We start from the raw sequence: 12,741 nt of genomic DNA on the forward strand, positions 1-12,741 counted from the left end.
CCGCCGAGCCCGAGCCCGCGCGGCAGTCGGCCGGCACCCGCCCCTCGCGGGCCTTGCCCTATGTCCTGCACGTACATGCCAGCGAAGACGGTGCGCGCCTGAAACTCGTATTCCAGAACGCCGGCAGCGCGGGCGCCGTCTTCCACGTCTATGACCGCCTGGACCTTGCGCGCGGCCCGCGCCGCTACACCGTGGAAGCGGGCAGGCAACTGGAAGGCGAATGGGACACGCAGCCGCACGACGGCCGCTACGATCTCTGGGTGCTCGGTCCCAACGGGTTCCACCGGCACTTCATGGGCGGCACCTCGAGCGACGTCACCGCCCAGGCCGAGGCCGGCTACGCGCCGCATCCCAGGACGCTGCGCATCGACCTGCGCAACACCGGCTCGGGCGAAATCAGCTTCGAGGTGCAGGCGCGCGCCTATGGCCATCCCGGCGCGTCCTACACCGTGGCGCCCGGGGAAAGCGCCGCGCACGAATGCGTGCTGGACGACAGCGGCGGCTGGTACGACTTCGCGGTGCGGGTGCGCGAAGACGGCGGTTTCCTGCGCCGCTTCGCCGGCCGCGTGGAAAACGGCGCGCCGTCCGTTTCCGACCCCGCCATGGGCGGCGCGCCGCTGCTGGACTGGAACCCCGCCGGCTAGGGGGCGTTTCGGGGCCGGGCCCTAGTCGCCGCCCTTGCCCAGCCCCAGGTAGCTCTCGATGACCTTCGGGTCGCCGGCCAGTTCGCGCGCCGGACCGTGCAGGATGACCTCGCCGGTTTCCAGCACATAGCCATAATCGGCCACCTGCAGCGCCGCGCGGGCGTTCTGCTCGACCAGCAGAATCGCCACGCCGGTTTCGCGCAGGCGCGCGATGATGTGGAAGATCTCGCGCACGATGCGCGGCGCCAGGCCCAGGCTGGGTTCGTCCAGCATGAGCAGCGACGGCCGGGCCATGAGCGCGCGGCCCACGGCCAGCATCTGGCGCTCGCCCCCCGGAAAGCGTGCCGGCCTGCTGGCCGCGCCGCTCGCGCAGGCGTGGAAACAGGTCGAACACCTCGTTCAGGGTGTCGCGCCAGCCGCTTTCGCGGGCGCGGTAGCGCCGGAAGCCGCCCAGCAGGAGATTGTCTTCCACCGACATGGACGAGAACAGCTCGCGGCGCTCGGGCACCAGCGACATGCCCGCCGCCACCCGGCGCTCGACCTGCCAGCCCGATACGTCGGCGCCGGCGTACTGCACCGAGCCCTCGGCGTGGCCGGTGTGCGGCAGCGAACCCATGATGGCGTTGAGCATGGTGGACTTGCCGGCGCCATTGGCGCCGATGACGGTAACGATGCTGCCGGCCGGCACGTCGAGCGTGGCGCCCGTCAGCGCGCCCACCTTGCCGTAGCGCGCCGAGAGATTGCCGACCCGCAGGATGGGCGTGTTCTGCGCGCTCATTGCACACCTCCGGACTGCACGGGGCGGGCCTGCACGTCTTCGGGCAGGTCGTCGTCGATGCCGCCCAGATAGGCTTCCAGCACCGCCGGGTTCTTCTGCACCTCGGCCGGCACGCCTTCGGCCAGCTTGGTGCCGAAATCCATCACGACCAGGTGGTTGGTCAGGCGCATTACGAAATCCATGTCGTGTTCCACCAGCAGAATGCTCATGCCCTCGTCGCGCAGTTGCTCCAGCACGCGGGCCAGATCCTGCTTTTCCTTGTAGCGCAGGCCGGCCGCGGGCTCGTCCAGCAGCAGCAGCACGGGGTCGGCGGCCAGCGCCCGGGCGATCTCCAGGATGCGCTGCTGGCCCAGGGCCAGGTTGCCCGCCTGCTCGTACAGATAATCGCCCAGCCCCACGCGCTTGATCTGCTCGGCCGCCTCGTGCAGCAGTTGCGCCTCGCGCGCGCGGTCGGCATGCAGCGCGCCGGCCAGCACGCCCACGTCGGAACGCAGGTGCGCCCCCAGGGCCACGTTTTCGAGCACGCTCATGCCGGGCAGCAATTGCACGTGCTGGAAGGTGCGGCCCACGCCCATCCGGGCGATTTCGCGCGCCGGGCGGCTGTCGATGCGCTCTCCCAGGAAACGCACCTGGCCGCGCGTGACGGGCAGCACGCCGGAAATCAGGTTGAAGGTGGTGCTCTTGCCCGCGCCGTTGGGGCCGATCAGGCCCATGATCTCGCCCGAGCGGACCGTGAAGCTGATGTCGTTCACGGCCACCAGGCCGCCGAACTCCTTGCGGATGGCGTCCACTTCCAGCACGGCCTGGCCCGCCTGGGGCCGCTGGCGATGGGGAAGCGCCGGCGCGGCCGGCGGCGGCGCCATGGCGCGGCGCGAGCCGCCGGCGCCGGTGATGCTTTCCCACCAGCCCGACAGAATGGGCCACAGGCCGTTGCGGGCGTATTGCAGCATCAGGATCAGCAGCACGCCGAAAACGATCATCTCGAAGTTGGCGTTGGTGTCCAGCAGCTTGGGCAGCAGGTTCTGGAGCTGGTCCTTGAGCACCAGGATGACGCTGGAACCCAGGATGGCGCCCCACACGTGGCCCGCGCCGCCCACCACCGCCATGAACAGGTATTCGATGCCGTAGTTCAGACCGAAGGGGCTGGGGCTGACCGCGCGCTGCATGTGGGCATAGAGCCAGCCCGACACGCAGGCCAGCAGGGCGGCCCAGACAAAGATCACCACCTTGTAGGAAGCGGTGTTCACGCCCATGGATTCGGCCATGCCCGCGCCGCTCTTGAGCGCGCGGATGGCGCGGCCCGGGCGCGAATCCAGCAGGTTGCGCGTGGCCCACAGCGCCAGCAGCACGATGACCCAGATCAGGTAGTACATGTGGCGGCCGCTGGCCAGCGACACCCCGAACACGCTGATGGGCTCGATGCCGGCAATGCCGTCGTGCTTGCCCAGCCAGTCGATGTTGCCGAACAGGAAGTACAGCGACAGCCCCCAGGCGATGGTGCCCAGCGGCAGGTAGTGGCCGGACAGGCGCAGCGTGATCGCGCCCAGCAGGTAGGCCACCACGGCCGTGATCGCCAGGCCGGCCGGCAGCGTGAGCCAGGGCGAGACGTCGTACTGCGTGGTGAGGTAGGCCGTGGCGTAGGCGCCCAGGCCCACGAAAGCCGCCTGGCCGAACGAGGTCAGGCCGCCCACGCCGGTCAGCAGCACCAGGCCCAGCACGACCAGGCTGGCCAGCCCGATGTAGTTGAGCTGCGTGACCCAGAACTCGGGCGTGGCGGGCACCAGCGGAAGCGCCGCCAGCACGATGACGAACACGAAAAGCAGAATGCGGTTCATGGCGTTTATTCCTCTTCGTCCACGTGGTGGCTGCTGAACGAACGCCAGACCAGAACCGGGATAATCAGGGTGAACACGATCACTTCTTTGTAGGCGCTGGCCCAGAACGAGGAAAACGACTCCAGCACGCCGACCAGCAGCGAGCCCGCCGCGGCCACCGGATAGCTCGACAGGCCGCCGATGATGGCGCCGACGAAACCCTTGAGGCCGATGAGGAAGCCGGTGTCGTAGTAGACGGTGGTAATGGGCGCGATGAGCATGCCGGACATGGCGCCGATGGCCACCGCGAGGGTGAAGGTCAGGCTGCCCGACATGGTGGTGCTGATGCCCACCAGCCGCGCGCCGCGGCGGTTCACGGCGGTGGCGCGCAGGGCGCGGCCGTACAGCGTCTTGCCGAAGAAGAGCCACAACGCCAGGATGAGCAGCGCGCAGGTGGCGACCACGAACAGGCTCTGCGCCGACCAGGTGGCGAAACCCAGGTCGACCTGGCCGCTCACGAAAGCGGGCGTGCGCCAGCCTTCCGCGCCGAAGAACACCAGGGCCAGCCCGGTGAGCGCGAAGTGCACCGCCACCGAGACGATGAGCAGCACCAGCACCGTGGCCTCGGCCAGCGGCTGGTAGACGATGCGGTACACCATGGGCCCCATGGGAATCACCAGGGCGAGCGTGAGCAGCATGTTCAGCCACAGCGAGTTGCCCGGCCCGGCATAGGAGGTGGTGAGCCAGAGCAGCGCCAGCGGCAATGCCAGGCACAGCAGGAAAACGCGCGGCAGGCCCGCGGCGCTGCGCGCGCGGGCGGCCCGCGCCAGCTCCATCAAGAGGCAGACGAGGCCCAGCAGCGGCAGCAGGTAGACGGTGCCCGGCACCTTGCCGTCCACCAGCATGGCCAGCGTCAGCGCGCCGAAAGCCACGAACTCTCCCTGCGGAATGAAGATCACCCGCGTCACGGCGAAAACCAGCACGAGCGCCATGCCCAGCAGGGCATAGATCGCGCCGTTGACGACGCCGTCTTGCAGCAGGATTAGCGCAATTGAGGAATCCATCTAACAACTACCTTGTGATTTTCCTGGGGTTCCGGCCCCGCCCGGAACCCTGATGCGACACACCGGCCGGAAAGGCCGGTGTGTCGGGTGCCGGATGCGGCGCAGCCCATCCGGGACGGCCGGGGCCTGCGCGCAGGCCCCGCATGGATCAGAGGCCGGGCTGGTACACCCACTTGCCGCCTTCGACCTTGACCATCACGCGCGAGCGCTCGTCGAAGCCGGCATGATCGGTGGGCGACATATTGAACACGCCTTGCGATGCCGGCAAGTCCTTGATGTTTTCGAGGGCATCGCGCATGGCGGCGCGGAACTCCGGCGTGCCCGGCTTGGCGCCCGTCTTGAGCGCCGCGGGCAAGGCGGCCACCACGAGCTGGCCGGCATCCCACATGTGGCCGCCGAAGGTGTTGGTGGTGCCTGCGCCGTGGGCCTTCTCGTAAGTCTCGGTGTAGGCCATGGCGGATTTCTTCACGGGGTTGCTGTCGGGCAGCTGCGCGGCCACCAGCAGCGGACCGGCAGGCAGGTACATGCCGTCGCAATCCTTGCCGCAGACGCGCAGCACGTCATTGTTGGCGGCGCCGTGCGTCTGGTAGATGATGCCGCCGTAGTTGCGGGCGCGCAGCTCCTTCTGCGGCAGCGCCGACGGCGTGCCTGCGCCGGCGATCAGAATGGCGTCGGGCTTGGCGGCCACCAGCTTGAGCACCTGGCCCGTCACGCTGGTGTCGGTGCGGCTGTATTTCTCGATGGAGGTGATCTCGATGCCCTTGGCCTTGGCGGCCTTCTGCATCACGTCCAGCCAGCCGTCGCCGTAGGCGTCGGCAAAGCCGATGAAGCCCAGCGTCTTCACCTTGGACTTGGCCATGGCGTCGGCCAGGGCGCCGGCCATCAGGGCGTCGTTCTGCGGCGTCTTGAAGACCCAGCGGCGCTTGTCGTCCACCGGCTCGACGATCTTGGCGCTGGCGGCCACGCTGATCATGGGCACCTTGGCTTCGGCGGCCACGTCCACCATGGCCAGCGAGCCCGGCGTGATGGAGGTGCCGATCAGCACGTCGACCTTGTCGTCCGAGGCCAGCTTGCGCGAATTTTTCACGGCCTGGGTGGTGTCCGTGGCGTCGTCGAGCACGATCCACTCGATCTTCTGGCCGGCGACTTCCTTGGGCAGGAGCGCAACCGTGTTGCGCTCGGGAATGCCCAGCGAGGCGGCGGGGCCGGTGCTGGCCACCGTCACGCCCACCTTCACCTGGGCGCTCGCCAGCAGGGGCAGCGCCAAGGCAACAGCGGCGGCAGCCGCGGACAAGCCGTAATGCTTGCGCATGTTTTGTCTCCTGTGTCGGCTCTTTATGGGTCCCGTGCCGGGAGGGGCGAGCCTGGTTAAAGTTATACAGAAAAAAATATTATAGAGTTAAAACAGTATCAAATGATGCCGATCAACTCCGGTAATTCCCGAATGCGCTAGGCGGAGCGAATTTCAGCAAACGCATTCGTTAATGGCGAACTTGTACTCGAAAGACCCGGCACCGTCAGTTGGGGGATTCCCTTCCCTCACCGGCCCGGCAGCGGCCAGACGCGCTCGACGCGCGCCGTGACCCAGGCCGCGACCAGGGCCTTGGCCAGGTCGCCGGGCACGAACACCGCCATGCCCCATGCCGCCTTGGACAGATCCATCCTGGCCACCGCGGCCAGCCACGGGATGCCGCAGGCGTACACCACCGCGATGCCCCCCCAGCACGCAGGCGGCCGCATAGGCTCCGAACTGCGCCGCCAGGCGGCCGGGACGGCGCGCCCAGGCCCGCGCCAGCCAGCCCGTGACCAGCGCGCCCGCCACCAATCCCACGAGAAAGCCGCCGGTGGGGCCGAAGAACGCGCCCAGCCCGCCCCGCCCGCCCGGCAGCACCGGCAGGCCCACGGCCGCCAGCGCCAGATACAGCAGGCAGGCCAGCGCGCCGCGCACAGGCCCGAGCATGGCGCCGGCCAGCATCGCGCCCAGGGTCTGCAGGGTGACGGGCACCGGGATAGCCGGCAACGGAATGGGCGGAATCAGACTGAGCACGACGATCAGCGCCGCGAAAAGCGCGACCAGCACGGTGTTGTTGGATTTCACGGGACTCTCCCCTGGGTGGTGGAACAACGGGGCGCGCGGCTCAGGGGCTGCGCGCGTCGATGGCCTCGGACACTTCCTGGGCGCGCTTGAGCGTCAACACCAGCAGCGGCACCAGCAGCGCCAGCGGGTTGGCCGCCAGCCCGCGCGCCGCCTGCGCTTCGCGGATGTCCTGGAAGTTGCGCCAGATCTCGGGCACGAAGCGCACCGCCAGCGCCAGCGCCAGGGCCGTCTTGCCGGCGTCGAGCAGGCCCAGTCGCTCCAAGGGCGCCAGCAGCCGCTCGCATACGCCGATGAGGTCCGAGGTGCGCGTGGACAGCGTCACCGCCAGCGCCAGGGCGACCAGCGCCGCCACGCGCAGCAGCACGGCCAGCGCGGCCCGCGCATCCTGCACGGCCCAGGTGAAGGCCGCCAGCGCCGCCAGCACCATGGCCAGGGGCCGCACATGGCGCCAGGCCGTCGCGGCCGTCACGCCCGTGGCCGCCGCGAGCACGGCCGCCACCGCGAAGGCCGCGGCCAGCAGACGCGGATCGTCCACCCGGAAAAGCGCCGCGCCCGCCGCCGCCAGGACCAACAGCTTGAGCCAGGCCGGCAGCCGGTGCAGCGCCGAGTCGCCGGTCAGGTAGAGGGGCTCCATCATGAGCAATGCTCCCGGTACCAGCGCAGCGCGGCGCCCGGGCGGTCGTCGGCCGCGACCAGGCCGTCGCGCACCACGACCACGCGGTCGAAATCCTCCAGCAGCTCCAGGTCGTGGCTGACCACCAGGGCATCGTGCGGCAGGCCGGCGATGGCGTCGCGCACGCGGTTGCGGTTGCGCAAGTCCAGTTGCGTGGTGGGCTCGTCGAACACGACCAGCGCGGGCTCCATGACGAGCACGGCGGCCAGGGCCACGAGCTGGCGCTCGCCGCCCGACAGGCTGTGGCTGGCGCGGTCGGCCAGGTGCGCCACGCCNCCCCTGGCCCTGGTTGCCGACGGTGCGGACACCCATCATCTATATCCGCTGGATCTGGACCGGGGTTTCGGTTCCCTGGACCGCATCAAGAGCAGCATACGGACATGGTGGTCGCAAGGCCAGCAGTCGTATCAATTGCACGGCGCGCGGCGAGCCGATGCGGCGGGCCAGCTCGGTATAGGTAATGGTCGAGCCCGGCGGGATGTCGCGCAGCGCCTGCCATACCTTGCGCTGGAACGCCGTGCCGCGCACGTCCAGGGGCAGGTCCAGCCCCACGGACGGATCTTCCACGAAGCCCACCACGGCGGCCACCCAGCGTTCGAATTCCGGATCGCCGCCGATCAGGCGGGCGGCCCGGAAACGGTCTTGCAGTCCGCGAAAAAGTCATCGACGAGCGCCTGCAGGTGCTCTTCGGCCAGCTCGAGCAGGCCGGCCTGCCCGCAGGCAGCGCCCGCGCCCAGCGGGTGTTTGCCTGATGGGCAAGGCCGCTGGAGGATCCGGCGCCGGGGAGAGCCCGGCGCAGGCGGCCGCGCGCCTGCGCGCCGATATCGAGCAGCACAACGTCCGCTACTACGTCTACGACGAGCCGTCGATTTCCGATGCCGAGTACGACGAGCTGATGCGGCAGCTCCAGGCCCTGGAAGCCGAGCACCCCGAACTGGTCACTCCCGAGTCGCCCACCCAGCGGGTGGGCGCCGCCCCGCTGCCGGCCTTCGGCAGCGTGCGCCACGCGGTGCCGATGCTGTCGCTGGGCAACGCGTTCGCCGACGAGGACGTGCTCGATTTCGACCGCCGCGTCACCGACACGCTGCGCAAGGCCGGCATGCTGGGCCCGGCGCAGGAGGCGGACTACTTCTGCGAACTCAAGCTCGACGGCCTGGCCATCAGCGTGCGCTACGAAGACGGCCTGCTGGTGCAGGCCGCCACGCGCGGCGACGGCCAGACCGGCGAGGACGTCACCGCCAACATCCGCACCATCAAGGCCATTCCGCTGCGCCTGAAAGGCAAGGCGCCCCGCGTGCTGGAAGTGCGTGGCGAAGTGCTCATGAACCGCGCCGATTTCGAGCGCCTGAACCAGGCCCAGGCCCGGCGCGGCGAAAAAGTCTTCGTGAACCCCCGCAACGCCGCGGCGGGCAGCCTGCGCCAGCTCGATCCGCGCATCACCGCCCAGCGGCCCCTGCGCTTCTTCGCCTACGGCTGGGGCGAAGTGCACGGCCTGCCGGGCGCGCAGCAGGGCCTGTTCGACGAGGCCACGGCCGGCGCGGCCGAAACGTCCACGCTGCCCGAGAAATCGCACGGCGCCATGCTCCAGTGGCTGGCGTCGCTGGGCGTGCCCGTGAATGTGCGCCATAACCATCGCTGCAAGGGCGCGCAAGGTCTGCTGGATTACTACGCCAAGGTGGGCGGCCTGCGCGCCGGCTTGCCCTACGATATCGACGGCGTGGTCTACAAGGTGGATTCGCTGCCCGCGCAGCGCGTGCTGGGCTTCGTGGCCCGCGCGCCGCGCTTCGCGCTGGCGCACAAGTTTCCGGCCGAGGAGGCCACCACGACGCTGCTCGACATCGAAGTGCAGGTGGGACGCACCGGCGCCATCACGCCCGTCGCCCGCCTCAAGCCCGTATTCGTGGGCGGCGTCACCGTCACCAACGCCACGCTGCACAACGAAGACGAGATCCGCCGCAAGGACGTGCGCATCGGCGACACCGTCGTCGTGCGCCGGGCGGGCGACGTGATCCCCGAAGTGGTGAGCGCGGTGCTCGAAAAGCGCCCGGCCGACGCCCGCGAATTCGTCATGCCCAAGACCTGTCCGGTATGCGGCTCGGCCATCGAGCGCCCCGAGGACGAGTCCATCGCCCGCTGCACCGGCGGCCTGTTCTGCGCCGCGCAGCGCAAGCAGACCCTGTGGCACGCGGCCAGCCGCAAGGCGCTGGACATCGAGGGCCTGGGCGAGAAGCTCGTGGACCAGCTCGTGGATGCCGGCAGGGTCAAGTCGCTGGCCGACCTCTTCAGCTTGCGGCCGCTGGAGCTCGTGGGGCTGGACCGCATGGGCCAGAAGTCGGCCGACAACCTCATCGCCGCCATCGACAAGGCGCGCTCGCCCACGCTGGGCCGCCTGCTGTTCGCGCTGGGCATCCGCCATGTGGGCGAAACCACTGCGCGCGACGTGGCGCGCCATTTCGGCAGCATCGAAGCCATCATGGACGCCGACGAAGACGCGCTGTCCGCCGTGCCCGACGTGGGGCCGGTGGTGGCGGGGTCCATCCGCCGCTTCTTCGCCGAGCCGCACAACCGCGACATCATCGAACAGCTCAAGGCGCGCGGCGTGCACGCCGTGGCCGAGCCCGCGCCGCAGGACACCACCCTGGCTGGCAAGACCTTCGTCCTCACCGGCACGCTGCCCAACTGGACCCGCGAAGAGGCCGCCATGCGCATCCAGGCCGCCGGCGGCAAGGTCAGCGGCTCCGTCTCCCGCAAGACCGCCTACGTGGTGGCCGGCGAGGACGCCGGCAGCAAGCTCGCCAAGGCCCAGGAACTGGGTGTGGCCATCCTGGACGAGGACGGCCTCAAGGCGCTGCTCGGCGCGTAGCGCCGCGACGGCCGCGCCCCGCAACCGCGGCGCGGTCCGGCCGGCGCTGGCCACGGCCACTCACCGCTGACCCGCGCCATGCGACGGCGCACCCGACGAAGACGCAAAAAAAAACTGCCCGCAGACGCGGGCAGTGCTCGTAACGCGCGGACCTTGCGGCCCACGCCGATCGTTACTGGATCTTGGCCTTCTCGCGCAGGTCTTTCTGGTAGTTGGCCAGGGTCTGCTGGCGCAGCATTTCCTCGATCTGCGGGCGCACCTGGTCCAGGGGCGGGAACTGCACCGGACGGGTGTCCTCGACCTTGATGATGTGCCAGCCGAACTGGGTCTGGACCGGCTTGTCGACCAGTTCGCCCTTCTTCAGCTGCGTGACGGCCTGGGCGAAAGGCTGCACGTAGTTGGTGGGAGGCGCCCAGCCCAGGTCGCCGCCTTTCTCGGCGCTGCCGGGATCCTTGGAGTTCTTCTTGGCCAGGTCTTCGAACTTGCCCTTGCCGTTCTTCAACTGGGCCAGCAGGTCGTTGGCGGTTTTCTCGTCTTCGACCAGGATGTGGCTGACCTTGTATTCCATCTTGCCGGCCTGCTCTTTCTTGATCTTGTCGTATTCGGCCGTGACCTGGGCGTCGGTGACCGGATGCTTGGCGAGGTGGTCGGCCATGAGGGCGCGCACCAGGATGCCCTGGCGGGCCAGCTCGATTTCGGTCTGCACGTCGGCCTGCTTGGCGATGCCTTCTTTCTCGGCGGCCTGCACGAAGATCTGGCGGTTGATCATCTCCTGCTTGACCTGGTCGCGCAGTTGCGGCGAATCGGTGGCGCCCTGGCTCACCAGCAGCTTGACGAATTGATCCAGGCTCTTTTGCGAAATGGCCTTGCCATTGACGGTGGCCACGTTTTGGGCAAAGGCGGGCACTGCAACGGCGCAGGCCGCGGCCAGCATGACGATGCGTTTCATGTAAATCCTTTATTACCTTCTATTGGGGAGCCTGTGCGTCTAGCGCAAGCGCGTGGATCGGATAGGGGATCAAATCTTGCAAATGATGATACACCAGCCTATGTCGCGCTACCGGCGCCAGGCCGGCGAAACAGGCGGCGACGATGCGGACGCGATAATGGCCGGCGCCGTTTTTACTGCCTTCGTGGCCGGCGTGCAAATGGGAGTCGTCGAGGATTTCCAGGCTAAGCGGCTCCAGGACGGCGAGTCGCTCGCGGATCAGGGCGATGCGGTCGGGATCGGGCATGGCGGATGCGGGGGCGGATGCGAGGGCGGATGCGAGGGCGGATGCGGGGCCGGCCGAGGCCGGCGCCGCCGGGTCAGGAGCGGGACGGCGGGTTGCCGGAAGAGCTTTCGTCGGCCTGGATGTGCTTGCCGAGCCAGAACGACTGGACGATGACGAACGCCACCAGCAGCCCCATGAGGCCGAAAGCCTTGAAGCTCACCCATTGCGACTCGGTGAAGTGGCCCGAGAACGCCACGTACAGGTTCAGCGCGCCGGCCAGCAGGAAGAAGGCCGCCCACATGAGGTTGAGGCGGTCCCAGGCGGCGTCGGCCATCTGGATCTGTTTTTCCATGAGGCGGCGGATGGGGTTGCGCCCCAGCAGCCGGCCTCCCAGCAGCGCGCCGCCGAAGAGCCAGTACAGCACGGTGGGCTTCCATTTGATGAAGACGTCGCTGTGCAGCCAGATGGTGGCCCCGCCGAAGACCAGGATGATGGCCAGGTTGATCCAGTGCATGGGCTCGATGGCCTTGCCCGTCAGCCTGAGCCAGACGATCTGGGCCACGGCCGCCGCCATCGCCACGCCGGTGGCCACGAAAATGTCGGTGTACCGGTAGGCGATGAAGAAGAGCAGGAGGGGAAACAGGTCGAACAGGAACTTCTTCATTCGTCGAGGGGCTCGAATTTCAGCGAAAGGGAGTTGATGCAGTAGCGCAGGCCGGTGGGCTCGGGGCCGTCGGGGAACACGTGGCCGAGGTGGGCGTCGCAGATGTTGCACAGCACCTCGGTGCGCACCATGCCGTGGCTGGTGTCGCGCTCTTCGCGCACCCGCTCGGGGTCCAGCGGCTCGAAATAGCTGGGCCAGCCACAGCCCGCGTCGAACTTGGTGTCCGAGGCGAAGAGCGGAGTGCCACAGCCCACGCAGCGGTAGATGCCGTGCTGGAAGGTATTCCAGTAACGTCCGGTGAAGGCGCGTTCCGTACCTTTCTGGCGGGCGACGGCGTATTCTTCGGGGGACAGTTGGGCGCGCCATTCGGCGTCGGATTTGCGTACTTTTTCCATGACAGTGCTTGGAGTCTGTTGGCCCGGAATGGTTCGGGCATAATCCCGCCCCATGTTAATCGAGTTTGACCAGGCGGTCGTGTCCGCCGCCCAGGCCCAGGTGCTGCGGGGGGTGAACCTGCGGCTCACCGAGAGGCGCATCGGCGTGGTCGGGCCCAACGGCGCCGGCAAGAGTACGCTCGCCCGTCTGGTCAACGGACTGGTGCTGCCCACGGCCGGCGCCGTCCGCGTGGACGGCCTGGACACCCGGGCCGATCTCAAGGCCGTGCGCCAGCGGGTGGGTTTCGTGTTCCAGAATCCCGAAAACCAGATCGTGTTCCCCATCGTGCGCGAGGACATGGCGTTCGGCCTGAAGCGGCTGGAGCCGGACCGCGCGCGGCGCGAGGCGCGCATCCAGGKCSGGCWTCCAGGTCAGCACCGTCGCCATCCAGAACGTGCAGCCGCCCGAGCAGGTGCAGGCGGCGTTCGACGACGCCGTCAAGGCCGGCCAGGACCGCGAGCGCCAGATCAACGAGGGCCAGGCCTACGCCAACC

The 12,741-nt window shown here is 68.7% G+C and carries 11 protein-coding genes and 5 pseudogenes; 4 read left to right on the forward strand and 12 right to left on the reverse strand.

The genetic code is table 11. The annotated features are described in order from the left end of the window. Positions 1 to 644, forward strand: a 644-nt coding sequence (locus AD428_RS19920; RefSeq protein WP_152968165.1) for a phospholipase domain-containing protein, incomplete at its 5' end; no start/stop codon positions are given. Between the two features lie 21 nt (positions 645 to 665). On the opposite strand, the pseudogene AD428_RS19925 reads toward AD428_RS19920, so the two are convergent. From AD428_RS19925 to AD428_RS19960, 8 genes and pseudogenes are all read right to left on the reverse strand, one after another. Continuing rightward, positions 666 to 1,422 (reverse strand): annotated as a pseudogene (locus tag AD428_RS19925) (ABC transporter ATP-binding protein). Further along, positions 1,419 to 3,257 carry a branched-chain amino acid ABC transporter ATP-binding protein/permease gene (locus tag AD428_RS19930; RefSeq protein ID WP_053246336.1) on the reverse strand — a complete coding sequence of 613 codons (1,839 nt, stop codon included), beginning with the start codon at positions 3,255 to 3,257 and terminating at the stop codon, positions 1,419 to 1,421. Before AD428_RS19930 ends, AD428_RS19925 begins: the two are co-directional and overlap by 4 nt. Positions 3,258 to 3,262: 5 nt before the next feature. Next, positions 3,263 to 4,300 (reverse strand): branched-chain amino acid ABC transporter permease, encoded by a 1,038-nt coding sequence (locus AD428_RS19935; protein ID WP_053246337.1) that lies wholly within the window; start codon positions 4,298 to 4,300, stop codon positions 3,263 to 3,265. A gap of 148 nt (positions 4,301 to 4,448) precedes the next feature. Further along, positions 4,449 to 5,612, reverse strand: coding sequence for an ABC transporter substrate-binding protein (locus AD428_RS19940; RefSeq protein WP_053246338.1), 1,164 nt, complete (start codon positions 5,610 to 5,612; stop codon positions 4,449 to 4,451). A 227-nt stretch (positions 5,613 to 5,839) separates the two neighbouring features. Beyond that, positions 5,840 to 6,398: pseudogene (locus AD428_RS19945) on the reverse strand (biotin transporter BioY). Between the two features lie 40 nt (positions 6,399 to 6,438). Then, complete coding sequence (locus AD428_RS19950; RefSeq protein ID WP_053246339.1) at positions 6,439 to 7,035, reverse strand: energy-coupling factor transporter transmembrane component T; 597 nt, start codon at positions 7,033 to 7,035, stop codon at positions 6,439 to 6,441. Beyond that, positions 7,032 to 7,346, reverse strand: a 315-nt coding sequence (locus tag AD428_RS19955) for an ATP-binding cassette domain-containing protein (RefSeq protein WP_152968166.1), incomplete at its 5' end; no start/stop codon positions are given. The genes AD428_RS19950 and AD428_RS19955, both read right to left, overlap by 4 nt. A gap of 103 nt (positions 7,347 to 7,449) precedes the next feature. Next, a pseudogene (locus AD428_RS19960) lies at positions 7,450 to 7,731 on the reverse strand (methylated-DNA--[protein]-cysteine S-methyltransferase); the annotation flags it as partial. A 91-nt stretch (positions 7,732 to 7,822) separates the two neighbouring features. Between AD428_RS19960 and ligA the strand changes: the two are divergent. After that, positions 7,823 to 9,934: an NAD-dependent DNA ligase LigA gene (ligA, locus tag AD428_RS19965; protein WP_053246341.1), complete on the forward strand. Its 2,112-nt coding sequence runs from the start codon at positions 7,823 to 7,825 to the stop codon at positions 9,932 to 9,934. Between the two features lie 172 nt (positions 9,935 to 10,106). Here the strand turns inward: ligA and AD428_RS19970 are convergent, their stop codons facing one another. From AD428_RS19970 to msrB, 4 genes are all read right to left on the reverse strand, one after another. Next, the gene (locus tag AD428_RS19970; protein ID WP_053246342.1) at positions 10,107 to 10,883 is read right to left on the reverse strand and encodes a peptidylprolyl isomerase; all 777 of its coding nucleotides are present in this window, start codon (positions 10,881 to 10,883) and stop codon (positions 10,107 to 10,109) included. A 19-nt stretch (positions 10,884 to 10,902) separates the two neighbouring features. Further along, positions 10,903 to 11,169, reverse strand: a complete 267-nt coding sequence (locus tag AD428_RS19975) for a BolA family protein (protein ID WP_053246343.1) — start codon at positions 11,167 to 11,169, stop codon at positions 10,903 to 10,905. A gap of 73 nt (positions 11,170 to 11,242) precedes the next feature. Beyond that, positions 11,243 to 11,812 carry a septation protein A gene (locus AD428_RS19980; RefSeq protein ID WP_053246344.1) on the reverse strand — a complete coding sequence of 190 codons (570 nt, stop codon included), beginning with the start codon at positions 11,810 to 11,812 and terminating at the stop codon, positions 11,243 to 11,245. After that, positions 11,809 to 12,207, reverse strand: a complete 399-nt coding sequence (msrB, locus tag AD428_RS19985; RefSeq protein ID WP_053246345.1) for a peptide-methionine (R)-S-oxide reductase MsrB — start codon at positions 12,205 to 12,207, stop codon at positions 11,809 to 11,811. The genes AD428_RS19980 and msrB overlap by 4 nt, the downstream gene beginning before the upstream one ends. A 52-nt stretch (positions 12,208 to 12,259) precedes the next feature. On the opposite strand from msrB, the pseudogene AD428_RS29695 reads away from it, so the two are divergent. Both AD428_RS29695 and AD428_RS26405 read left to right on the forward strand, forming a co-directional pair. Then, positions 12,260 to 12,601: pseudogene (locus tag AD428_RS29695) on the forward strand (ATP-binding cassette domain-containing protein); the annotation flags it as partial. Between the two features lie 7 nt (positions 12,602 to 12,608). Then, positions 12,609 to 12,741: pseudogene (locus tag AD428_RS26405) on the forward strand (FtsH protease activity modulator HflK); the annotation flags it as partial.

Source organism: Achromobacter sp. DMS1, from assembly GCF_001270295.1.